This window comes from Microbulbifer donghaiensis (assembly GCF_900129095.1).
Taxonomy (GTDB): domain Bacteria; phylum Pseudomonadota; class Gammaproteobacteria; order Pseudomonadales; family Cellvibrionaceae; genus Microbulbifer; species Microbulbifer donghaiensis.
The window spans coordinates 555,554-578,427 of the sequence record NZ_FQVA01000001.1; the positions used below are offsets into that span (position 1 = coordinate 555,554).

The 22,874-nt window shown below is 60.2% G+C and carries 17 protein-coding genes; 13 read left to right on the forward strand and 4 right to left on the reverse strand.

Going from position 1 to position 22,874, the window contains the following annotated elements; all coding sequences use genetic code 11:
* The first annotated feature begins 107 nt into the window (after window positions 1-107).
* Together BUC36_RS02335 and yciH are read left to right on the forward strand one after the other, a co-directional pair.
* The gene (locus BUC36_RS02335; protein ID WP_073271056.1) at window positions 108-1,589 is read left to right on the forward strand and encodes a PKD domain-containing protein; all 1,482 of its coding nucleotides are present in this window, start codon (window positions 108-110) and stop codon (window positions 1,587-1,589) included.
* Between the two features lie 187 nt (window positions 1,590-1,776).
* Entirely contained in the window at window positions 1,777-2,100 is a 324-nt protein-coding gene (gene yciH, locus BUC36_RS02340) for a stress response translation initiation inhibitor YciH (protein WP_073271058.1), read from the forward strand.
* Here yciH and BUC36_RS02345 read toward each other — a convergent pair.
* Both BUC36_RS02345 and BUC36_RS02350 read right to left on the reverse strand, forming a co-directional pair.
* Window positions 2,097-4,631 carry a hypothetical protein gene (locus BUC36_RS02345; protein WP_073271060.1) on the reverse strand — a complete coding sequence of 845 codons (2,535 nt, stop codon included), beginning with the start codon at window positions 4,629-4,631 and terminating at the stop codon, window positions 2,097-2,099. The two genes, yciH and BUC36_RS02345, sit on opposite strands and share 4 nt — an antisense overlap.
* A gap of 198 nt (window positions 4,632-4,829) precedes the next feature.
* Window positions 4,830-5,477: a TetR/AcrR family transcriptional regulator gene (locus BUC36_RS02350; protein WP_073271064.1), complete on the reverse strand. Its 648-nt coding sequence runs from the start codon at window positions 5,475-5,477 to the stop codon at window positions 4,830-4,832.
* Between the two features lie 185 nt (window positions 5,478-5,662).
* On the opposite strand from BUC36_RS02350, the gene BUC36_RS02355 reads away from it, so the two are divergent.
* The 6 genes from BUC36_RS02355 to BUC36_RS02380 are packed head-to-tail and all read left to right on the forward strand — an operon-like array spanning window position 5,663 to window position 13,362.
* Window positions 5,663-6,556, forward strand: a complete 894-nt coding sequence (locus tag BUC36_RS02355; protein ID WP_073271066.1) for an SDR family oxidoreductase — start codon at window positions 5,663-5,665, stop codon at window positions 6,554-6,556.
* Entirely contained in the window at window positions 6,556-8,163 is a 1,608-nt protein-coding gene (locus BUC36_RS02360; protein ID WP_073271068.1) for an acyl-CoA carboxylase subunit beta, read from the forward strand. The genes BUC36_RS02355 and BUC36_RS02360 overlap by 1 nt, the downstream gene beginning before the upstream one ends.
* Before the next feature lie 53 nt (window positions 8,164-8,216).
* Window positions 8,217-9,383 carry an acyl-CoA dehydrogenase family protein gene (locus BUC36_RS02365; protein WP_073271070.1) on the forward strand — a complete coding sequence of 389 codons (1,167 nt, stop codon included), beginning with the start codon at window positions 8,217-8,219 and terminating at the stop codon, window positions 9,381-9,383.
* A 12-nt stretch (window positions 9,384-9,395) separates the two neighbouring features.
* Entirely contained in the window at window positions 9,396-10,199 is an 804-nt protein-coding gene (locus BUC36_RS02370; RefSeq protein ID WP_073271072.1) for an enoyl-CoA hydratase/isomerase family protein, read from the forward strand.
* Window positions 10,199-12,187 (forward strand): acetyl/propionyl/methylcrotonyl-CoA carboxylase subunit alpha, encoded by a 1,989-nt coding sequence (locus BUC36_RS02375; RefSeq protein WP_073271074.1) that lies wholly within the window; start codon window positions 10,199-10,201, stop codon window positions 12,185-12,187. The genes BUC36_RS02370 and BUC36_RS02375 overlap by 1 nt, the downstream gene beginning before the upstream one ends.
* An 11-nt stretch (window positions 12,188-12,198) precedes the next feature.
* Complete coding sequence (locus BUC36_RS02380; RefSeq protein WP_073271075.1) at window positions 12,199-13,362, forward strand: acyl-CoA dehydrogenase family protein; 1,164 nt, start codon at window positions 12,199-12,201, stop codon at window positions 13,360-13,362.
* 61 nt (window positions 13,363-13,423) lie between these two features.
* On the opposite strand, the gene BUC36_RS02385 is transcribed toward BUC36_RS02380, so the two are convergent.
* Both BUC36_RS02385 and BUC36_RS02390 read right to left on the reverse strand, forming a co-directional pair.
* Window positions 13,424-14,902, reverse strand: a complete 1,479-nt coding sequence (locus BUC36_RS02385) for an alanine/glycine:cation symporter family protein (protein WP_084535503.1) — start codon at window positions 14,900-14,902, stop codon at window positions 13,424-13,426.
* A gap of 149 nt (window positions 14,903-15,051) precedes the next feature.
* Window positions 15,052-15,906: a beta-keto acid cleavage family enzyme gene (locus tag BUC36_RS02390; protein WP_073271077.1), complete on the reverse strand. Its 855-nt coding sequence runs from the start codon at window positions 15,904-15,906 to the stop codon at window positions 15,052-15,054.
* A gap of 217 nt (window positions 15,907-16,123) precedes the next feature.
* Between BUC36_RS02390 and BUC36_RS02395 the strand changes: the two genes are divergently transcribed.
* The 5 genes from BUC36_RS02395 to BUC36_RS02415 all read left to right on the forward strand — a co-directional run bounded on the left by BUC36_RS02395 (window position 16,124) and on the right by BUC36_RS02415 (window position 22,848).
* Window positions 16,124-18,073 (forward strand): S9 family peptidase, encoded by a 1,950-nt coding sequence (locus BUC36_RS02395; protein ID WP_073271079.1) that lies wholly within the window; start codon window positions 16,124-16,126, stop codon window positions 18,071-18,073.
* A gap of 18 nt (window positions 18,074-18,091) precedes the next feature.
* Window positions 18,092-18,592: a transcription elongation factor GreB gene (greB, locus tag BUC36_RS02400; protein WP_073271082.1), complete on the forward strand. Its 501-nt coding sequence runs from the start codon at window positions 18,092-18,094 to the stop codon at window positions 18,590-18,592.
* A 281-nt stretch (window positions 18,593-18,873) separates the two neighbouring features.
* Window positions 18,874-20,220, forward strand: coding sequence for a patatin-like phospholipase family protein (locus BUC36_RS02405; RefSeq protein WP_073271084.1), 1,347 nt, complete (start codon window positions 18,874-18,876; stop codon window positions 20,218-20,220).
* A 166-nt stretch (window positions 20,221-20,386) separates the two neighbouring features.
* The gene (locus BUC36_RS02410; RefSeq protein ID WP_084535505.1) at window positions 20,387-21,694 is read left to right on the forward strand and encodes an MgtC/SapB family protein; all 1,308 of its coding nucleotides are present in this window, start codon (window positions 20,387-20,389) and stop codon (window positions 21,692-21,694) included.
* Between the two features lie 194 nt (window positions 21,695-21,888).
* Entirely contained in the window at window positions 21,889-22,848 is a 960-nt protein-coding gene (locus tag BUC36_RS02415; RefSeq protein WP_073271086.1) for an MBL fold metallo-hydrolase, read from the forward strand.
* The last annotated feature ends 26 nt before the right edge of the window (window positions 22,849-22,874 follow it).

A 22,874-nucleotide genomic window follows, 5' to 3' on the forward strand; every position in this document is an offset into this window, starting at 1 on the left:
TTGTGAACTGCATCACGCTTTTATGTGCCTCGCAAGGAGATTTTGAAAAACCAAAAAAGCACCACCGGCTTCGATTCCGGGGAATACTATTTTTAGGGGGAATTCTCTTGTTCAACCGCAAACTTGTAGTCGCTGTACTCGCCGCCGGTGCCCTGGCCGGCTGTGACAATGATTCGTCTCGCAAACAGCAGGAGACCCTGCCGGAAGCGATAAATACCGCACCGAGCGTCTCCATTGACGGCATCGAGGCCGTCGCACCGGGTGCTGTCGTCACTGTGGAGTCCATGGCCACAGATGCCGAAGGCAATATCGCCACTTTCCAGTGGTCACAGACAGCTGGCAGCGCGGTTCAGCTGTCCGGCGCCGACACCGACACCCTCAGCTTTACTGCACCCGCCGCTGAAACCGCCACCAAGCTCACCTTTACGTTGACCGTCACCGACGAGGAAGGTGAATCCGACTCTGCCGAAGTTACCGTCGACGTCCTGGCCAATGCCGCTCCGACCGTGTCAATTGAGTCCGTGGATCCGGTTGCAACTCAAACGACCGTAATATTGAGTGCAACTGCCAGCGACGATTATTCCGAGGGCCTGACGTTTGCCTGGGAACAGGTAGACGCTGAAGGTGGCTTCGAGGTTGCGATCACCGAATATGACGAAGATGCCAGCTTCGTAACCCCGGCGACCAAGTTCAATAAATCGTTGAAGTTCAAGGTCACCGCCACCGACGAACACAACGCATCCGGCACTGCCGAAACCGAAGTCGATGTAACCGGTGATATCCACGCACAGATTAAAGCTCTGACCGACGCTATTGTCCTGCAAGACTTCGAAATTATTCACGCGGAAGGCTTCCTGGTCGATGATCCGGCCACTGCCGGCATATTTAAATGGAAGCGAACCGATACTGGCGAAGCAGCAAATATCACCGCTCCGATTGCGGTGTACCTCGACCGCGCCGGCTACTCCGAGATAGCGAAGCGTGCGTTTGACAGTATGTATGAGCGCACAAACGCGGATCCCACTAATAACAGCAACTTTAACAGTGCTGATCTGGGCGCATTCCTGTACGCCTATGAGGCAACTGGCGATCAAAAGTACCTCGATGTAGCTACCGCCATGTGGCCCGCGGCTCAGGCAAAGTATGGCCCCAACGGCCTGTACCCCCCGCGTGACCAATACCCGCAATATCCGAACCTCTGGGGCTACGATAGCCATCTCCAGTTGATGGGAGCATACCTCGCGGCCAAACACGAACTTGCCGGAGCCCAGGGTTACCTGGATGATTTTGTGGCCTGGTATGAAAGTGAACTGCCCGAGCAGCTGGCAACCAACCCGTCGAATGCCATCTATACGAACCTGATTTCTCAAGAGTTCGAATTTGGTATCCGCGATGATTCCTACGTGTTGACTACCGATGCGACCGAGGCCGATATGCAGACCATTTCTTTTGCTCTTATGAGCAATACCATTGAAAAGGAAGCTGCTGTCGATTATCTGATGGACGCCCTGAGCACCAAGTCTGACGACCACTACTCAGAAGGTGTTGCCGAGGCAATTGGCGCGCTGCACATTTTCGCGGATAAGTAACCCTTTCGCAGTAGGCGCAGCCATTGGGCTGCGCCTCTTTTCCCACCCCTCACGTAGCCCACCTCCTCCCGACCAACTGACTTTGCCAGTGGCCGCAATCTTCTCCTGCTTTCATTAAACTTGCATTTACGACACAATCGAGCCACTCGTAGCCAGTCAACTCACAACTATCAGGATTTCTGGATTGATGTCTAAGGAGAATCGCCTCGTCTATTCCACTGATAAGGGCCGTGTCAAAGAGGAGCCCAAGCTCGCAGAACGTCACGAAGGCGACGGTATCGTGCGTATCCAGCGGGAGACCAAAGGCCGCAAGGGCAAGGGTGTGACCTGCGTGCGCGGCCTGGCCGGCACCGATTCCGAGCTGAAGCTATTGCTGGCAGAAATGAAGAAACGCTGTGGCTGTGGCGGCACCCTGAAGGACGGGATCATCGAAATCCAGGGCGACAAGCGCGAAGAGATCAAGGCCTTGCTTGAGGCCCGCGACTTCAAGGTGAAACTGGCCGGGGGCTAAACCGCCCCCAGCAGTCGAAGCGGTTTCACTTTCAGCTTCCGCTCCTGCTTCAAGCAGGGTTGCAAAAGCCTGCAAAGCAGGACGCGATAGTGCTCGGCGATTGCCGCACTGGCATTCTTGCATTTGAGCTCCAGCGTCTGCAGTGTATCAACCAGCGCCGGACGCTTATCCGGCAGCTTCGGCGCCGGTGCTAACTCTACGCGCTGCTCCAGCGCGGCGCCCAGGCCGAGCCGGCGCAAGTCATCGGAAGCATCCACGACAGAGAAAAGGCTTTCCAACTCCCTCACTGCCAGGGCGAAATATTTTTGCACCAGGTCCCGCTGAGCGGGCTCCAGTGACAATCGATCGATCATCAGTCCGAGCATATCCGCGTAGTTCTCGAGCCTGTCCAGGTGTGGAGCCAGAGCCTGGTATGCCGACAGCTGCTGCAGAATTTGCGCAGCGGCCTGTCGCTCGCCAGCGGGCATAAGCTCCAGAGCACGCCGCAGACGCAGGTTGAAGACACCGAAGATCTGCTGGATCTGCTGGCCCATTTCCTGCCTGCGAACCCGATTATCTCTGACACTCTCATCTGCCATCGACGGCGTGGTGCCGGACAGGAAAAACTCCTGCGGCTGAATGTCGCTCTGTATCCGGATCAATGCCGCCCCCAACTGCATCGCCGCGCCGCGTGTGCGCAGGGTATCGTAGCGCTGCTCGAGCTCGCGGAGTTCCACCAGCCGCCCGCGCAGCCAGTTGATGGTTTCCTGCAGGTCCATTGCCTGCAGCTCCTCGCTGGCGGGCGCCTTCAGTGGCAGGAACCTTCGCGGCGGCAATTGATTGAAATACTCGGCAAGTATCTGCAGCGCCTGTTCCGCCTCTTTGCTGACGCACAGCAAGCGCTGGTTTTCTGCCGGGCGGGTCCCCTCTGCGGCAATGCCTGCGCTGACGGAGCGCTCCAGCTCAGCCAGATCCTCGAACAACTTCTGCACGGCGAACTCCCGCGATAGCAATGGCTGCAGAGCCAGCTCTTCCGCCCAGCCGATGCGCTCATTGTCTGCAGCCTGCGCGCTATCCCAGGCATCACTTTCCTGCGCCATCGCCAGCTCGATATTGGAACGGGTCTCGTCATCGAGGTTACTGAACATCCACAACACCGCGGCCGGGTAATTTTGCAGGTGCTGACCGGCGACCGCCGCTTCGCGGTTGATTTCCGCTACCAACAGTTCCGCGTGCACCAGTTGGTGCCACTTCTCCGCAAACACCGTGAACTCGCGGCTCCCCAGCAGTTGCGCGGCCCAGGCATCACCGCGCCGCTCAAGTCGCCTTGCGACAGTGGCAGTCAGCGCTCGGTGCAGACCGTAAAGACGGTCGAGCAACGGTAGTACTGCCTTGCCGCAACTGCTGAGCATAAGGTGCAAGGGCCGTCGCAGCGCACTGGCCTCACCGCTGGGAGACACGATGCTGCGATCATTTTCCAGCGCCCACTGCATGTGCTGAATGCGCCGGGCTGTATCCAGTACCAGCCAGGCACTGACACCGCCGAGCTTGCCGCGATAAGCGCCACATGCTCTGGCCACGAGAGCCAGCAACTCATTGCCATTGAGTGAGCGCACTGCGCTCAAGCCAATACGCAGCGGCAACTGCTGGGAACAGACATCGGCAAGTGTTGGTTCTACGACCACGTCCACACCCGCGGCAACAGAAACCTGACGCACTTCAGGCAATCCGGTCTTGTCGGCCAGAACCTGCAACAGCAGGCTCAGGCCTTTGGCATCAGTAGGCTGCAGCGGAATGACATCGGGATCCTGCGGCACCAGGCGTCGCGCGGCGAAAAAGGGCAAAACAAGCAGAGCGGCGACAAACGCTGCCAACAAAACGGAAAGTAAACTGCCGATGGCCGTAAAGGCGCCGAATTCTCCGCTGACTATCGCCTGGACAAGCTGCCAGACGGCTCGCAATACGCTGTAACCACACAGCCCCAGAAGAATGACGAACAGTGCGGGCACCAAGGCACCGGCGAAGATACCGGCCACCAGCTGTGCCCGCTCGACACTCGAGCTTTTGACGGTCGGTGTCACGTCATTAAACAGTGACTCGACCTGTGCCCGTGCGCCGCCTTTGCGCGTACTCGCCGCCTCTGCAACCTCAGCCGTCACCGCCGCCGTCGCGGCTTCTCTGGTCTGGGCAGGCAAATGCGCCACGACCTCCCTGCCCACCTCGGTCGATACCGGCGCGGAGGTAGTGGCGCCCTCATTGCGCGCGCGACGCTGCTGCGCGAACTGCATTTTCGCAATCAGGGCGCGATTATCGAATTGTCCCGCGGGAAATACGTCCACCCGCAGGCCGATTTTCTGCAGCCGTGAGCGGTACTCCAGCACCTGTTTCGAAGACAGCTGATCCTTGATCACCCAGCCTTTGACCAGCAGGCGGCGGGCCTGCGAGAGGGGTATGGAAAATGCCTTGGCCGCGTCCTGCACAACAGCTTCCGGTGCTCTGGCGCGCAGGGTCTTTCCCGCTGAAACGACTTGAAACTTCTCCTGGCCAGACATTTGGCGCTCCTGTCAGATTGTGACATCCAGTGTCACTTTGTGAACGGTTGGAGGAGGGAGACTAAAAGATTCGCAGCAACCACGGTGGGGACTGGTTCTCACAGCTGCGGTCAATAACTGACATTTCTCTAAAATAGTGGTGACGCGCACAATTTTCCAGGAAGGTCACGCCACCCGGTTTGGCCGCAGGTGACAGGGCTATTGCGGTGCAAATATCAGCAGCACCCGGTCGGCCAGGTCTGACAGAGACAACCCGCGGCCGCGGGGCTTGAACCAGCTGTAGGTGTGGCTGAGGGCGCCCACCAGCAGGCGGCGAACCAGCGCCGGCTCATCACCGGGACAGTGCGCCCCGGCAATCGTATCCAGCCAGATCTGTTCGTATTCATCACGCAGGCGCAACACCTTCTTCTGGCTGTCTGGTGACAGGCTGCGCCACTCCACCACCAGAATCGAGAAGCCCGGAACGGCCAGCCCGTGAATCGCCTCCAGTTCGCACACAATACAGGCGCGCAGCTTCTCGCGCGGGGATTCTGCCGCGGCCACCGCGTGCGCCATACGCGCCCGCGCATAGACGGTGACTTCCTGCATCACCGTGCAGAGAATATCTTCCTTACTGGCAAAATGATGGAAGATACTCCCGGACAATATCCCCACCTCTGCGGCGATTTCCCTCACCGTGGTGCGCGCAAAGCCTTTCTGCTCAAAAAGCCGCGCAGCGGCATGCAGCAGGCGCCCCCTGGGCGATTCCGGATCCGTCAGCACACCCTCCGCCACCAGCGACGCAATCAACTGCTGCGTCGAAGGGTCACCGTTTCCCTGCGCCGATACTTGCGCGTTTGTTTGCACGAGACTCCCCTATTTCCAAAACCTGTGGGACCGACTATTGAATACCAAGCGCTTGCTTGGTAGCGTTAGGGTATTCTGCGCTTTCACCCCCCGGGGCGCAAGTGCCGCCAGAACGACAACAAACCGGACCACGCCGATTCTGGCCAGGGGTCCGTGTAAAGAGAACCGCATAAAAGGATATCCCCATGAGCTATCAGAGCCAGCTCCGCCCCGGCAGCTTTGCAGGGCAAACACTTCTGGTGACCGGTGGTGGCAGCGGCATCGGCCGCTGTATCGCCCATGAACTGGCGAGCCTTGACGCCCATGTCGTACTGATCGGCCGCAGCCCCGAGAAACTCGAAAAGACGGCGGAAGAGATCCAGGCTGACGGCGGCGACTGCAGTCTCTACAGCCTGGATATCCGCGATGAAGAGCGCGTGCGGGAAACCGTCGCGACTATCCTGCAGGATCGGGAGAGGATTCACGGCCTGGTCAATAATGCCGGCGGTCAATTCCCAGCGCCGCTCGAACAGATCAAGAGCAAGGGCTTCGAGGCGGTGGTGCGCAGCAACCTGCTGGGCGGCTTTCTGATGGCCCGCGAAGTGTTTGTGCAGAGCATGAAGAATAACGGTGGCAGCATCGTCAATATCACCGCCGACAACGCCGGGGGCATGCCGATGATGGGCCACTCAGGGGCGGCCCGTGCCGGCATGGAAAACCTTACCCAGTCCGCGGCAATCGAATGGGCCGCACACGGTGTCAGGGTCAATGCCGTGGCACCCGGCTATATCCTCTCCAGCGGCTTCGACACCTACGATCCGGATTTCCTGCGGGAATTGTTACCGGGCTTCCGCGACAGCATCCCCCTCTACCGCCTTGGCGAAGAGGCGGAGATCAGCGGTGCCGTGTGCTTTCTTCTGTCCGATGCCGCCAGCTATATCACCGGCCAGACGCTCCGCATCGACGGGGGCTCAAGCCTGAATCACCACTCGCCGCTCTGGCGCCCGGTGCCATCGCGGGGCAGCAGGCGTTTCACCGGTTTTCACCGCAGCAACAAGCCGCAGGTCGTGAGGGAGCTGGAAGCCGAGGGCAAGCTCTGATGCAGCCCGTCGATTCCCAGCTGGACACCCACTCGCCCGAGTTTAATGACAACCGCGAAGCCATGCTCGCCAGCATCGCGCGTTTTCGCGAGGCGGAACAGCGGCCGATTATTGCCGCGCAGGAAAAAGCAGATCGCTATCGTGAGCGCGGCCTGTTACTGCCGCGGGAGCGCCTCAACCGCTTGCTGGACCCCGGTGCGCCTTTTATCGAGCTGTGCGCACTGGCCGGCTACAAATTATATGACGACAGCGATGGCACCGGTGCCGGTGGTGGCGCTATCTGCGGTATCGGCCAGATCAGTGGGCGACGCTGCCTGGTGCGCGTCGACAACTACGCCGTCAAGGGCGGCACCATCTCACCCGCGGGCATGGACAAGGCCCTGCGCGTACAGAAGATCGCACTGGAAAACCACCTGCCCTTTGTCACCCTGGCGCAGAGCGGTGGCGCCAACCTGATGTATGCCACCGACACCTTTGCCCCGGGTGGGCGCGGCTTCGCCAATCAGGCGCGCCTTTCAGCGGCGGGCATCCCGCAGATCACCGTGGTGCACGGCGGTGCGACAGCCGGCGGCGCCTATCAGCCGGGTCTCTCCGACTACGTCGTGCTGGTGCGCGGCCAGACCGGCATGTACCTGGCAGGTCCCCCGCTATTGAAAGCCGCAACCGGCGAAGTGGCCAGTGAAGAGGTACTCGGCGGTGCAGAAATGCACTGCCAAGAATCCGGCAGTGGCGACTACCTCGCGGAAAGCGATGCGGATGGCATTCGCCTGGCACGGGAAATCATCGCCGGCCTGCCAAAATCAGGCGTCGAACAACCGGTGCGGGAGTATGCGGAACCGCGCTATCCGATCGAGGAATTGTTGGGGCTGATACCGGCAGACAGCAGGAAACCTTACGACGTGCGCGAAGTCATTGCGCGTATCGCCGATGCCTCTGCCCTGCTGGACTTTAAACGGGAATTCGATCGCCAGACTTTCTGCGGACATATCCGGGTCGAAGGGCACCCGGTCGGTGTCATTGGCAACAACGGCCCGATCACACCGAAGGGCGCGAATAAGGCCGCGCAGTTCATTCAGCTGTGCGAGCAAAGCGGAACGCCGCTGCTGTTCTTACACAACACCACCGGATTTATGGTTGGCACGGAGGTCGAGCGCCAGGGCGTTATCAAGCACGGCTCCAAAATGATCCAGGCTGTGGCCAATGCGACAGTGCCGAAAATCAGCATTGTCATCGGCGGCTCCTACGGTGCGGGCAACTACGCGATGTGCGGTCGTGGCTTCGATCCGCGCTTTATCTTCGCCTGGCCGAACTCGCGCACCGCCGTTATGGGCGCGGCCCAGGCAGGCAAGGTGCTGCGCATCGTCAGTGAACAGAAAATGCAGCGCGCAGGTCAGGTAGACGAAGGGGCGCTGAATAAACTGGAGTCGGATACCGCCACTTTCATGGAAGCAAACTCCGATTCACTGGCGTGCAGCGCCCGCCTCTGGGACGACGGCATCATCGATCCGCGCGATACGCGCAAACTGCTGGGGATGCTCCTGGAAATCTGCCGGGAGGAAGAGCGGGTAAAACTCCGGAAAAACTCGTTCGGCGTGGCGAGATTCTAACCGCCGCGACCGAACACCGGAACATCAACAGGTACTCAACGGGGACAACAATAATGATACTGACCGACGAACACCGGGAACTACAGCGCACGGTGCGTAACTTTGTGCAGCAGGAAATCAATCCCAATGTGCCCGAGTGGGAAAAGGCCGGAGCCTTCCCAATTCGCAAAGTATTCCAGCAACTGGGGCAACTGGGACTGCTCGGCATCAGCAAGCCGACAACCTACGGCGGCCTCGGTCTCGATTTCAGCTATGAGACGGTCTTTCTCGAGGAACTCGGTGGCGCGCACTGTGGCGGTGTGCCCCTGTCTATCGCAGTCCAGACTTCGATGTGTACGCCTGCCCTGGCCAATTTTGCCAGCGATGCGCTGCGCGAGCAGTTCCTGGCACCGGCAATCCGCGGCGACATGATCGGCGCTATCGCGGTATCCGAACCCGGCGCCGGTTCCGATGTGGCCGCCGTCAGGACCACGGCGACGGCCGACGGCGGCGACTACATCGTCAACGGCAGCAAGATGTGGATTACCAACGCCCCCTGTGCGGATTTTTTCTGCACGCTGGTCAATACCGGCGAGGGCAAGCCACACCGCAACAAATCCCTACTGATCATTCCGGCCAAGACACCGGGCGTGCGCGTGGGCCAGAAGCTCGACAAGCTCGGCATGCGCTCGTCGGAAACCGCACCGGTTTTCTTTGACAATGTGCGGGTTCCACAGAGCAACCGCATCGGCGACGAGGGCGCCGGCTTCCTGCTGCAGATGCTGCAGTTTCAGGAGGAGCGACTCGCTGGCGCGGCGCTGACCATCATGGGCCTGGAGAACTGCGTTACCAGTACCATCGACTACGTGCGCGAACGCCACGCCTTCGATGCGCCATTGCTGAACAACCAGACGGTGCACTTTGCGCTGGCGGAAATGCAGACGGAAGTGGAATGCCTGCGGGCGCTGACCTGGCAGGCGGTGGAAGCCTATGTCGCAGGCCAGGATGTCACGACGCTGGCCTCTATGGCCAAGCTCAAGGCCGGCCGCCTGTCCCGCAGCATTCCCGACCAGTGTCTGCAGTTCTGGGGTGGCATGGGTTATATCGAGGAGACGCCGATCAACCGCTCCTACCGCGACTCGCGCCTGACGGCGATCGGCGGCGGTGCCGATGAAGTGATGCTCGGCATTATTTGCAAGCTGATGGGCATATTGCCCAACAAGCGCAAACCTTCCGAATGAGGCCGGCTCCCAATGCAGACGATCATTAGTGAAAAGCGCGGTATCGCACAGATCGTGACCCTGAATCGCCCGGAGCAGCGCAATGCCATCAGCCTGCAGATGGTGGACGAGCTGCTGCAGCAACTGGCCGAGGCTGAGAGGGATCCCGATCTGCGCGCACTGGTAGTTCGCGGCGCCGGTGGAAATTTCTGTGCCGGTGGCGATATCGGCGATATGCTCGCCGCGCAGCAGAGTGCCGCCGACGGCGGCAGCGATGCTTTCTACAGGCTCAATCGCCGCTTCGGCGAACTGTTGGAACACTTCAACCGCACACCGCTGGTGGTCATTGCCGCGCTCGAAGGTGCGGTCATGGGAGGCGGAGTGGGACTCGCCTGCATCGCCGACATCACCATCGCCGAAAGCAACACGACAATTTCCCTCCCGGAAACTCGGCTGGGCCTGCCGCCCGCACAGATAGCCCCGTTTGTCGTGCGCCGCATCGGTCTTGCCCAGGCCCGGCGCCTCGCCCTCAGCGCGGCGAGAATCGACGCGCAGTTGGCGCTGGCACTTGGCCTCACACACCAGGTCGCCGAAGGAACGGAAGCCCTCGACCGGGCGCTGGAAAAGCAGTTGCAGGCGATCGCCGGCTGCGCACCCAATGCGCTGGCGGCCACCAAACAACTGATGCTGGCAAGTGCGAATCTCCGCGGAGACGAGGATCTGGGCCGGCTGCTCGACAGGGGTGCCGAGTTGTTTGCGGCGGCCGTGCAGGGGCATGAAGGGCGCGAGGGCGCCCGCGCGTTCATCGAAAAACGGGCTCCGGAGTGGCAGTACTGATGTCGACACCCCCTACCCTACTGGTCGCCAACCGCGGCGAAATCGCCTGTCGCATCCTGCGCACTGCCCGTGCCGAGGGCTACCGCACCGTCGCAATTTACAGCGAAGCCGATCGCCAGGCGCCGCATGTCCGCAACGCCGACAGCGCCGTTGCCATCGGCGGCAACACACCCGCCGAATCCTATTTGGATATCGACAAGATAATCGCCGCGGCGAAGCGCAGCGGCGCCACGGCAGTTCACCCCGGTTACGGTTTCCTCGCCGAAAATGCCGACTTCGCTCGCGCCTGTGCGGAGAACGGACTGCAATTTATCGGACCGTCAGCCGACGTCATCGAGCTGATGGGCAACAAGCGCAAGGCCAAGGATTTTGTCGCCGGTGCCGGCGTGCCCTGTATCCCGGGGTTTCAGGGGACTCAGGACGATGAGCGGTTGACCGAAGCGGCCGATAATATCGGCTATCCGCTAATGATCAAGGCGGCTGCCGGTGGCGGCGGGCGCGGAATGCGCCTCGTACACGACACCGGCAATCTGGCCGCGCAGCTGCGCTCGGCGCGCAGCGAGGCCCTGAGTGCCTTCGGCAGCGACGAAATCATTCTGGAGAAGGCGCTGCTCGGCGCGCGGCACATCGAAATTCAGGTCTTCGCCGACAGTCACGGCAATGTCATCCACCTCGGTGAGCGCGACTGCTCCATTCAGCGCCGCCACCAGAAGATTGTCGAAGAATCACCCTCGCCCGCCGTCGGCCCAGAGCTGCGCCGCAAGATGGGCAGCGCCGCCGTCGCCGCGGCGAAGGCGTGTGGCTATGAAGGCGCGGGCACGGTGGAATTCCTGCTGGATAACGACGGCGAGTTCTATTTTCTCGAAATGAATACTCGCTTGCAGGTAGAGCACCCGGTCACCGAAATGGTAACGGGCTTCGACCTGGTCGCCTGGCAGCTGGCCGTAGCGCGCGGCGAATTACTGCCGGTTTCACAGGAACAGGTGCTACAGCGCGGCCACGCCATCGAGGTGCGCCTCTACGCCGAAGACCCGAACAACCAGTTTCTCCCGCAAACCGGGCGCATTCACCACTGGCAACCACCGCGTGGCGAAGGTATTCGCATTGACCATGCGCTGGCATCCGACATCGAGATATCCCCCTATTATGACCCGATGCTGGGCAAGCTGATTGCATGGGGAAATGACCGCGAAGAAGCGCGCCGCAGACTGTCGAATGCCCTAAGCGGGCTGCAGCTGATCGGCCCGAAAAATAACATCCATTTTCTCAGCCAACTGCTGCAGCAAGCGGATTTTGTCGCCGGCCGCGCGGACACCACGTTTCTGGAAAAGTCGTTCTGCCACGCTGCTGCACCGGATCCCACCGCCAACGTCGTGGCAATAGCGACCGCACTTTTTCACGAGGGGAAGCTGTCCGCACATGACCGCCGCAGCAGTCGAGCCAACTGGCGCAGCGGCGACAACAGCCTGCCGATCCACTATCACCTGCAGTGCGAATCCCTGGAGTATGATTGCCAGCTTTACTGTCTCGGCGGGCATCGTTACCGAATCAGCGTAAACGACACGGCAAGCGATATCGAAATCCTGCAACGGAGTGATCACTCTGCACGGTTGCTGGTCGACGGCATAGAACACGACCAGACCTGCCTGCAGATCGACGATGCGCAGTACCTGCTGCGCGGCGGTCGCCAGTGGCAGTTTGTCGATATCACCTACGCACCGGCGCGGACAGTTCAGGGACAGGGCAGCGGCAGGATCACCGCACCGATGGATGGCTGTATCGTCGACATCTGTGTGCACGCGAATCAGGCTGTCAGCCGCGGCGAAACCATCGCCGTTATGGAGGCCATGAAAATGGAGCACCCGCTGAAGGCTGATCGCGACGGCACCGTCGTCAAGCTTGCAGCAACGGCCGGCGAACAGGTCCGCAGCGGCCAGTTGCTGGTGCAGATTGAAGCGGTAGGGATAACAACAGACGCCACGTCCTAGAGGATCACGCAGTGTACGATATCGATGCCACCCGCCCCGCCAGTCCTTTTTACAATGACAGCCACCGGCAGTGGCGCGAACAGCTGCGCCGCTTTGTCGACCGGGAAATCATGCCCTTTGCCAACGCCTGGGACGAAGCCGGCGCGCTGCCGGCAGACCTGTGGCATAAGGCTGCCGGTGTCGGGCTGTTACAGATGGGCTATCCGGAAAACTACGGTGGGATTGAAGCGGACTGCTTCCACACCATCGTCGCCGCCGAGGAGCTGGCGCGCTGCGGTGCCGGTGGCCTCTATGCCAGCCTGATGGTCCACGGTATCGCCCTGCCGCCGCTGGTGCACTATGGCAGCGAAGCACTGAAAGACCGGGCTATTCCGCCGGTCCTCAGGGGCGAAAAGCATATTTCCCTGGCCGTCACCGAGCCTGGTGCCGGTTCCGATGTCGCCAACATTCAGTGTCGTGCGCTACGAGATGGCGACGATTATATTGTCAGCGGAGAAAAGACATTCATCACCGGCGGCATGCGCGCCGACTGGTTTACGACTGCCGTCAGGACAGGCGGTGAAGGGGTCGGCGGTATCTCGCTGCTGCTGATTCCTGCCGACGCTGCGGGCGTGAGCCGACACCAGCTGGATAGGAAACAGGGCTGGTGGTGCTCGGATACCGCGAGCATCTTCTTTGACCAGGTCCGGGTACCGGCGACAAATCTGATCGGCGACGAAAACCAGGGATTCCTGCCAATCGTCCACAATTTCAATCGGGAGCGCCTGGGCATTGCCGCCTCCTGCGTCGAGTACAGCCGCGTATGCCTGCACGAGGCTGTCGAATGGGCACAGCAGCGCGAGACGTTTGGCAAGCGGCTGGCAAACCACCAGGTGATTCGCCACAAATTTGCCCAGATGTTGCAGCGAATCAACGCCGCCCAATGCTACCTGGACATGTGCGCCTGGGCGGAGGAACAGGGCCAGCTGAAAATCGCCGACGTGGCGCTACTCAAGGTACAGGCTACCGAAACCCTGGAATTCTGTGCCCGCGAAGCGATGCAGGTCATCGGCGGCGCCAGCTATATACGCGGCGGGCGCGCGGAGCGGATTTACCGGGAAGTCAGGGTCAATGCCATCGGCGGCGGTTCCGAGGAAATACTGCGAGACCTGGCATCGCGACAGATGGGCATTTAATTTCAGCGCTGCCGCCAGCGGGAAACTGTCGCCCCCGCACTATCGTCAGAGGACGTCGTCGTCAGCGGGCATCGCCGTCCCAAACATCGTGTTCCACGCCCTTGATATCGTACTTGCGCGCATCGAACACCGGTTCGTCGATACCCTTTGCCCGCTGCTCCTCATAGTCCCCCAATACCTTGAAAGCCACGCCGGATAACAACAGGATCGCCAGCAGGTTGGCGGTGGCCATAAAGCCCATGGACATATCGGCCATATTCCACAGCAGGGCGAAGTTATCCGAGCTGCCACTGTAAGCCACCCATGCACCAAACAAAATGAACAGGATATAGAGCGCGCGGTAGCAGAAAATCGAAAGACGCGTATGCCACAGATAGAAGATGTTGGTCTCCGCGTAGTAGTAGTTGGCGATAATCGAGGTGAAGGCAAAAAACAACAGCGCGATCGCGATAAAGCCTCCACCCCAGGCACCCAGCTCGCTGGCCAGGGCGTCCTGCGTCAGGGTCACACCTTCGATGTTGCCCACCATATGCACATCGGCCAGCAGGATTATTGCCGCCGTCGCCGTGCAGATCAGGATGGTATCGAGAAACACCGAGGCCATCTGCACATAGCCCTGCACCACCGGGTGCTTTACATCGGCCGCCGCCCCGACGTTCGGCGAAGAGCCCATACCGGCCTCATTGGAGAACAGACCGCGCTTGATACCATTGGCTACCACGGCACCGAACGCCCCCGCCCCGGCCTCTTCATAGCCAAACGCGTTGCCGAAAATTTCCGCAAAGACCTTTGGCAATTCACCGAGGTTCATCAGAACCACCACAAAGGCAACACCGAGATAGGCCAGCGCCATAAAAGGCACGACAATACCCGCGAAGCGGCCTATCGAGTGGATACCGCCAAACACAATGATCGCCGCCAGCAACGCCACCACGACGCCGACCAACAGCGGGTTGATACCCCAGGCACCGTGAATGGCCGCGGCCATTGCATTGGACTGCACGGCGTTGAAAAAGAACCCGAAGCAGACGATCAGAAATACGGAAAACAGCACCGACAGCCACTTCCACTGCTTGCCGAGCCCCTTTTCGATGTAATAGGCGGGGCCCCCTCGAAACGTGCCATGCTGCTCGCCCCTTTCCTTGAAGGTCTGCGCCAGGGTGTTCTCGATAAAGCTGGTGGCCATCCCCACCCAGGCAACCATCCACATCCAGAAAACCGCACCGGGCCCGCCCGCGGTAATCGCCACCGCCACGCCGGCAATATTGCCGGTGCCCACGCGAGCCGCGGCGCTGGTGGCAAAGGCCTGAAAGGCGGACACCGAATCGTAGTGCTCCTTGTGAAAGCTTCGCTTCATCACCGTGAGCATATGACCGAAATGCCGAAACTGAATAAAGCGGCTGTGCCAGGAAAAATAGAGCCCTGCCGGCAACAACCCGGCAATCAATATGCCGAGCCACCAGATGCCGCCCAAGCCACCCCAGGTAATGGAGTTGCCCCAGCCGATAAACGTGGCGAGGGTGTCGAGAAAGCCTTGCATCGCATGCTCCCGGGCAGGATTACACCGCAAACTGCGCACCTGGCGCAGAAAATCACGCTCCGTATAAAGACTAGTCGAGAACCGGGAAAAGGAATGAAATAGGCGTGGACCAGCGGTCGGCAAAACGCGACCGCCGGCAAACCAGAAGACTAAAGGAAGATTTCACGGGCCCGCTGCGGAGACACCACCTTGCGGCCGCATTCCTCGGCGACACTGACCAGTGCCTCGATCAACTGCCCGTTGCCACTGGCACGCTCGCCGCCGGGAAGATAGAAAGTGTCCTCCACACCGCTGCGCAGATGGCCACCCAGTTCCGCGGTCCTGCGGTGCACCGGCCATATCTCCTCGCGGCCGATCACGGTGCTCTGCCACAGGGCGCCGGCCTTCATATATTTCGGCAGCAGCTGCAGTAATTCCACATCGGCCGGCATACCGGAAGCCACACCCATCACCAGGTTGTAGTTGGGCTGCTCCACCATGCCCACTTCGCTGAACATACCCACCGAGCGCACTATACCCAGATCGAAACACTCGAATTCCGGCCGGGTACCGGTTTCGCGACAGACCGCCAGCAGCTCTTCCACCTTTTCCACCGGATTCTCGAACAGCAGCGGCGGCCAGGCCCAGGTACCGTTGGAGCGCACCTTGAGGTAATTCAGGCTGCCGGCGTTACAGGCGGCGATTTCCGGGCGACCTGCGCGAATGCAGTCGAGTGCACCCTGTTGATCGCGGCCGATGGTGCCGGTGGTGAAATTCAGAATGACATCGGGGCAGGCCGCGCGAATTGCATCCGCGATTGCCAGCGCCACCTGCGGATCCCAGCTGGGCAGGTAGCCCTTGCCCGGCTCCTGGGCACGGAAATGCACGTGCATGACCGAGGCACCGGCGTCATACGCCTCCCGTGCTGACTGTGCCATCTGCTCCGGCGTTACCGGTACCGGATGTTGCTCCGGGTTGGTCAGTACCCCCGTCAGGGCACAAGTGATCACCACTTCATCCGACATCGCAGGCTCTCCTGGCTTATCTTTATTCGTTGCATCGTGTCGTTCCGGCGTTCCGGCGTTCCGGCGTTCCGGCGGACGCTCGACAAGCACCAAGCGCTTGCTTGGTTTTTGCAGCCTAGCACAGGCAGCGGCGCAGAAAAAGGCACCTTGTATCGCCCCCTGGGCCCCGGCAGAATGCGCCGCTAACCCACGGGAATCTAGTGAAGGAAGTGAATCCATGAGTGAGTCCCCGGCCGACCAAATTGCGCCCTACGGCAGCTGGAAATCCGCTATTCGGGCTGAACTGCTGGTAGAGGGCAGTGTACGACTGAGCGAAGCCAGCCTGGTGGATGGGTGCTGCTACTGGCTGGAATCACGGCCGGCGGAAAAGGGCCGCTCGGTTCTAGTGCAGTTCTGCCCGCAGCGCGGCCGTCGCGATCTGCTCCCCGCCCCTCTCAGCATTCGATCCAAAGCCCATGAATACGGCGGCGCCAGCTATCTCGTCTGTGGCAATAGTGTTTTCTTTGTGCTCGCCGAGGACCAGCGCATATACCGCATGGATCTCGAAAAACTGGTGCCGGAAGCCATTACTGTCGAGGGTGATTTTCGCTATGCCGACCTCTTTGTGGACCGCGTGCGACAGCGATTGATTTGCGTTCAGGAAGATCACGCGGCGGCAGAAACCGGCGGTGAAGCACGAGCCCGCATTCTCTCGATCGACCTGCAAGCACCGCTGGACAGTAGCCCACAAATCCTGGCCGAGGGCGCCGATTTCTATTCGAATCCCAGCCTGAGCCCGAATAGCGGACGGCTCAGTTTTCTCCGCTGGCACCACCCAAACATGCCGTGGGATGCCACCGAACTCTGCCTCGCAGAGCTGGATAAAGCGGGCACCGTACTGGCTACCACGGTAGTGGCCGGCGGCGACAACGAGTCCATTTTCCAGCCGCAGTGGTCACCGGAAGGCGAACTCTTCTATGTTTCCGACCGCAACAACTGGTGGAACATTTACCGGATGGGGCACGACGAGCCGTTGTGGGACAAACACGCCGAATTTGCCACGCCGCAGTGGGTGTTCGGCATGTCCACATATGGGTTCCTGAATTCCGACGAGATGCTCTGTACCTTCACCGAGGAAGGGCGCTGGCACCTGGCCAGGATCGATATTCACAGCGGTGAGCACCGCGTTATCGAGCAACCCTTCAGTGATATAGAGAGCCTGCGCTGTGAGAGCCACCGGGCCGTCATGATCGCGGCCGGCGCCGATAGTTTTCCAGCAGTGGTCACCTACGACAACCACAGTGGCACACTGGAAATCATAGCCAGCAGCAACAGCAATCCACTGCCGGAAGCTGTCTTTTCCCTCGCGCAGGAGATCGAATTCCCCGCCGGCGAACGCCACGTCTACGGTTTTTACTACCCGCCGCACAATCCGCAATTCACGGCGCCGGCCGGTGAGAAGCCGCCGCTGATAGTCTTCAGTCACGGCGGCCCTACCGGGGCCACCTCTGCCGGCCTGAATCTCAAGATCCAATACTGGACCAGCCGCGGTTTTGCCATCCTCGACGTCAATTACTCCGGCAGCACCGGCTACGGGCGCGACTATCGCGAACGCCTTACTGACAGCTGGGGCATTACCGACGTGGAGGACGTCTGCGCCGGCGCCGAGTATCTGGTCGCCAAGGGGTTGGCAGATCCCGACCGACTGCTGATCAAGGGCGGTAGCGCCGGCGGCTACACGGTGCTGGCCGCCCTCACCTATCACAATACCTTTAAGGCCGGCGCGAGCCATTACGGGATCGGCGACCTGACGACACTGGCGCGGGACACGCACAAATTTGAGTCCCGCTACCTGGACAAGCTCGTCGGCTCCTGGCCGGACTCCGAGCATATCTACCGGGCGCGGTCGCCGATCAATCACGTGGAGCAACTGGACTGCCCGGTGATATTCTTCCAGGGACTGGAGGACAAGGTGGTGCCGCCGAATCAGGCGCAGACCATGGTCGATGCGCTCAAGCGTCGCGGCATTCCCGTGGCCTACATTACCTTTGCAAATGAGGGCCACGGCTTCCGCAGCGGCGACAGCATCAAGCTGGCGCTGGAAGGCGAACTGGAATTCTACAGCCGCATTTTCAAATTCCCGCTGCCGGAGCCCGGACCGGGCATCACCATCGAGAACCTGGATTAACAAGAAGAACGCATCAGTATGGGCAGATGGAGACCACCGCGCCCGCGCGGTTCCCGCTATATTACCCCGGAGGGCGCGCAGCGCATGCGCACCGAGGTCAAGCACCTTTGGGAAGTGGAACGTCCGCGCGTCACCCAGGCCGTCAGCGACGCGGCCAAACTGGGAGATCGCTCAGAGAACGCCGATTACATCTACGGCAAAAAGCGCCTGCGCGAGATCGACAGCCGCGTGCGCTTCCTCACCAAGCGCCTGGAAGAAGTCACTGTGGTCGACCGTATTCCCGAGGACCGGGACAAAGTCTTTTTCGGGGCCTGGGTGACCCTCGAGGACGATGATGGCAAAACCCTGACCTATCGAATCGTCGGCCCCGACGAGTTCGACGTGAAAGCCGGCCTGATTTCCATGGACTCGCCCGTAGCCCGCGCCCTGCTCGGTCGCCGCCTCGATGACGAAGTGGAACTGCGGAGTGGCGAAGAATGGGTAACTTATTACCTGGTGGATATCCGCTACCAGGATTAGCAACCGCAATCGCGCAAATCCCAAGCAACGCCCGCGACAGCCGTTACGGGCGGACAATCTTTCTCTTGCACTTCTGCCCGGGTCAATCGTCTGCATCGCGCATCAGGCGGGTCCTATCTTCATTTTTTAAGTTTTTTATAACAATATTGGCCAGCCAGGTATGTGCCCTTTATCCGCACATGGTCGATGATGTTTGTTGCCGGGCAACCAGTTACACGAAAATAACACCAATCTCCAAACTGGCGCACCGATAAGCGCCACCCGGACAAGGAGCAAACTGCATGGATCGTTCAACTTGGGTCGAAAGTGCCATCGCTAACGCGGACACTCTATGGGCTAGATCAAAGTCCAATATCATCGGCAACACCTACAGCGATATCCGCGATCAACAAGGCCACCAGTACGTGGACCTGGTTATGGAAGGCGGTGGAATGCTGGGTATCGCGCTGGTGGGTTATACCTACATTCTGGAAAAGGCCGGTATCCGTTTTCGCAAGATCGCCGGCACCTCGGCCGGGGCGATCAATGCGCTGTTCCTGGCCGCGGCCGGCACTCCGAGCGAAGTCAAAAGTGAAACACTGCTGACCATCATGTCCAATGCGGACTTTGCCAGTTTCGAGGATGGCAGGGACTTTTCCAGGAAAACCGTCGCGCGACTACTCAGTGGCAAGGGCTCCTTCCGCAGCTTCGTACTGCACCCGATAGATGCACTCCGCACACTGAATCACCTGCTCAAATTCAAGGGCCTGAACCCGGGCAATACCTTCAAGCAGTGGCTAGAGGAGCAACTGAAAGAGCTGGGTATCGAAAACACGGCGCAACTGAACACGCGCATCAACCAGTTTCCAGACCTTGTCTATCGCGACAGCAGGGACACCCAGGTAGGCAAGGCGGAGGTCGCGCTGGTCGCCGCGGACATCACCACAGAGACCCGGGCGGTTTTTCCACGCAAGGCGCCGCTCTATTTCGCCAGCCCTGACAGCGTCAATCCGGCGGAATTTGTACGCGCATCCATGTCGGTACCCGGTTTCTTCGAGCCTCATGTCGTCGGGAAAATCCCGCAGCTCGATGACGGCGAAGCCGTGGCGGAAAACTGGCGAAAAATCAAAGGGATCAAAGATCCCCGCGCCTATTTCAAGAATGCCTTCCCCGAGGACGTCCAGTTTGTCGACGGCGGTATGGTGTCCAATTTTCCCTTCGACATATTCCATAGCCGCAGCGGCACACCCAAGCTGCCAACATTCGGCGTCAAACTGGAACTGGATCTCTACCAGCCCAAAACCAACAAGCTGGGCCGCTTTACCACGGGCCTGATCAATACCTGCCGCCACATGCTCGACAATCACTTTCGCGCGACGCTCAATGCCGAGTACAACGAACTGGTGAAAGAGATTGCCATCACGCCGCTGGCGAACGGCGAGCGGCCCCACTGGCTCAACTTCTCCATGCCGGATCGCCATTGCGAACACCTGTTCCTCTGCGGCGCCGAGGCGGCCATCGACTTCCTGCGTACAGACCCGGACGATCCGGAGCAGGGATTCAATTGGGCCGAATACCTGCAGATCCGCCAGTCGCAATCGATCCCGTCGGTGGAGCACAGAGCGGTAGTCGAGGAGCCGGGACACTAGCGCCCCGCGACCGGCGCCAGTTCTTCACCGGCCCCGTATCGTGCGGGGTCCAGCTCGCCGGCCAACGGCACGCGGGACTGGCCGCCGATTAAACTTCTTCCCTGCCATCTTCACTAGAATTAGGGCATAGCGATACGAACCACAGGCGCCACCGGACACGGAATCAATGCAAGACGCCCCCTCGGCCAGCGCTGCGGGTGGAATTCCCGACCCCTTGCAAGTCTTTATCGACCCGGAAAGTGTCGTCGCCCTCACTATCGCCCTGGGATTGGGTCTGCTGATCGGCCTGCAGCGCGAACGCACCGCTGATCGCCTCGGCGGTATCCGCACCTACCCACTCATCGCGATTTTTGGCGCCCTGACCGCGCGCATCAGTGAACTGCACGACACCTACTGGATCATGGCCGCGGGACTGCTGTGCATGACGGTGCTGATCGTGATCGGCAACCTGGAACGGCTGCGCGGCGAGCAGGAGAGCAGCGGTATCACGACGGAAGTATCGGCACTGCTGATGTACCTGCTGGGCGCTTTCCTGGTTTTGGGCGAAAAGTCCGTGGCCGTCGCGGTAGGTGGTACCGTCGCGGTGCTGCTGCACCTGAAGCCCAGCATGCACAAATTTGCCCAGCGGCTGCCCGAGCAGGATCTCCGCGCAATCATGCAGTTTGCCCTGATCTCCCTGATCATACTGCCGGTGCTGCCCAACCGCACCTTTGGTCCCTACGACGTCCTCAATCCGTTCAAGATCTGGCTGCTGGTGGTACTGATCGTCGGCATCGGTCTCGGCGGCTATGGCGCGTATAAACTTGTGGGGGCGCGTGCGGGCACCCTGCTCAGTGGCCTGATCGGCGGACTGATCTCTTCTACCGCGACCACCGTGAGTTATGCGCGCCGCGCCAGGGTCGAGAGAAGTGTCGCCGGTATAGCGGCGCTGGTGATCCTGATTGCTTCCACCAGTATGTTTATTCGCATGTTTGTGGAAATCTCCGTGGTGGCGCCACGCATACTGCCGCAACTGCTGCCGCCGCTGATCACGCTGCTGCTGGTAAGTGCACTGACCTGTGCCATCGGCTATCGCTTCTTCGAGCACCGGCGGAATGAGATGCCGGAACAGAGTAACCCGGCCGAGCTGATGCCCGCACTGGTGTTTGCCGCGCTCTATGCGGTGATCCTGGTGGCGATCGCTGCCGCCCGCGAATACTTCGGCAACCGCGGCATTTATGTGGTCGCGCTGATCTCCGGGTTTACCGATGTAGATGCAATCACCCTGTCCACGGCCAACCTCGCGGGCAACGGCGTGCTCCCCCCGCCAACGGCATGGCGCGCCATGGTTATCGCCACCCTCGCCAATATGCTGTTCAAGGCCGGCGTGGCCGGCGTACTCGGTGGCCGTACGCTGCTCCGCCACCTGGCAATCCTGTTTGCCGTACCCCTTGTTGCCGGAATAGCGGTAGTCGCGTTCTGGCCAGACCAGTAGCGCGTCAGCAGGCTGCAGATCCGTCCGCCGGTTTCGCGGATACCCCAGTAATGACGAGCGTATAAAATCGAATAATTTCGCTCAAGCTGCTTTGCCGCTCTCGAAGTCCAGCAAAGCCAGAGCGTGCCGGCACCGATATACTCCACCGCGACATTGCGCTATAAAAGACGTCCCTCCAGACAAACGGATTTGCGATGTACTCGATCAAGAAATTCAGTCTCTACCTCCCGCTGGCGACCTTGCTGCTGTCCGCACCATTTATCCATGCCGGTGAACTGCAGGCACTGCGGGAAAAAAATTGGAATCACGGCTCGGAAGATTGTGAAATCAATCGCGACCCACCGATAGAGATTTACCAGCACGACCCCGACACTTTTATCCTGCGCCAGAACCGCTGCCTCAATCACGAAGCGCCTTTTATCTACGCGCTGTTCGGCGAAGAAATTCTGTTCCTGCAGGACACCGGTGCCACTGCCGACGCCGAACAGTTTCCACTCTATGAGACAGTGCGATCGCTGATCGAGCGACGCAAGGCCGCAGGCCGGGGCGAGCCGCAGGAATTGCTGGTGACCCATTCCCACGGACACAGGGATCACAAGGCAGCCGACGGCCAGTTCCTCGACAAGCCTGGCGTGACCCTGGTGGCAGCCGAACTGGGCGCAGTTCGCGAATACTTCGCGCTCAGTGACTGGCCCAATGGCTCTAGCCAGCTGGATCTGGGCGGGCGCGAACTGACCATTCTCCCGACGCCCGGCCACCACGCGCAAAGTATTGCCGTCTACGATTCGCACACCGAGTGGCTGCTGACGGGCGATACCTTTTATCCCGGCCGGCTGTATATCGACGACTGGGATGCCTACCGAGCCAGTATCGAGCGCCTGCTGAACTTTTGTCAGGACAACCCGGTAGCAGCGCTGCTGGGAACCCATATCGAAATGTCCAGCACACCCGGCCGCGACTATTCCAGAGGCAGTAGCTTCCAGCCGGATGAAGCCCCGCTGCCACTCGCAGTTGCCGATCTGCAACTGCTGCATAACGAGCTGCAGGCGCTGGGTACAGAGCCGAAGCGCAAGGTACTGGATAACTTCATCATTCAACCGAAAACCCGATTCGAAAGGTTCCTCGGCTGGGGGCTAAAGAAACTGGGGCTCTGAGCCGCACAACTGGCAGAGCCAGCCAT

What these genes read in the sequence shown, in the direction of transcription:
- yciH (WP_073271058.1), top strand. Translation starts at nt 1,777, where the DNA reads ATGTCTAAGGAGAATCGCCTCGTCTATTCCACTGATAAGGGCCGTGTC.
- BUC36_RS02345 (WP_073271060.1), bottom strand. Translation starts at nt 4,631, where the DNA reads ATGTCTGGCCAGGAGAAGTTTCAAGTCGTTTCAGCGGGAAAGACCCTG.
- BUC36_RS02355 (WP_073271066.1), top strand. Translation starts at nt 5,663, where the DNA reads ATGAGCTATCAGAGCCAGCTCCGCCCCGGCAGCTTTGCAGGGCAAACA.
- BUC36_RS02360 (WP_073271068.1), top strand. Translation starts at nt 6,556, where the DNA reads ATGCAGCCCGTCGATTCCCAGCTGGACACCCACTCGCCCGAGTTTAAT.
- BUC36_RS02365 (WP_073271070.1), top strand. Translation starts at nt 8,217, where the DNA reads ATGATACTGACCGACGAACACCGGGAACTACAGCGCACGGTGCGTAAC.
- BUC36_RS02370 (WP_073271072.1), top strand. Translation starts at nt 9,396, where the DNA reads ATGCAGACGATCATTAGTGAAAAGCGCGGTATCGCACAGATCGTGACC.
- BUC36_RS02375 (WP_073271074.1), top strand. Translation starts at nt 10,199, where the DNA reads ATGTCGACACCCCCTACCCTACTGGTCGCCAACCGCGGCGAAATCGCC.
- BUC36_RS02385 (WP_084535503.1), bottom strand. Translation starts at nt 14,902, where the DNA reads ATGCAAGGCTTTCTCGACACCCTCGCCACGTTTATCGGCTGGGGCAAC.
- BUC36_RS02390 (WP_073271077.1), bottom strand. Translation starts at nt 15,906, where the DNA reads ATGTCGGATGAAGTGGTGATCACTTGTGCCCTGACGGGGGTACTGACC.
- BUC36_RS02395 (WP_073271079.1), top strand. Translation starts at nt 16,124, where the DNA reads ATGAGTGAGTCCCCGGCCGACCAAATTGCGCCCTACGGCAGCTGGAAA.
- greB (WP_073271082.1), top strand. Translation starts at nt 18,092, where the DNA reads ATGGGCAGATGGAGACCACCGCGCCCGCGCGGTTCCCGCTATATTACC.
- BUC36_RS02405 (WP_073271084.1), top strand. Translation starts at nt 18,874, where the DNA reads ATGGATCGTTCAACTTGGGTCGAAAGTGCCATCGCTAACGCGGACACT.
- BUC36_RS02410 (WP_084535505.1), top strand. Translation starts at nt 20,387, where the DNA reads ATGCAAGACGCCCCCTCGGCCAGCGCTGCGGGTGGAATTCCCGACCCC.
- BUC36_RS02415 (WP_073271086.1), top strand. Translation starts at nt 21,889, where the DNA reads ATGTACTCGATCAAGAAATTCAGTCTCTACCTCCCGCTGGCGACCTTG.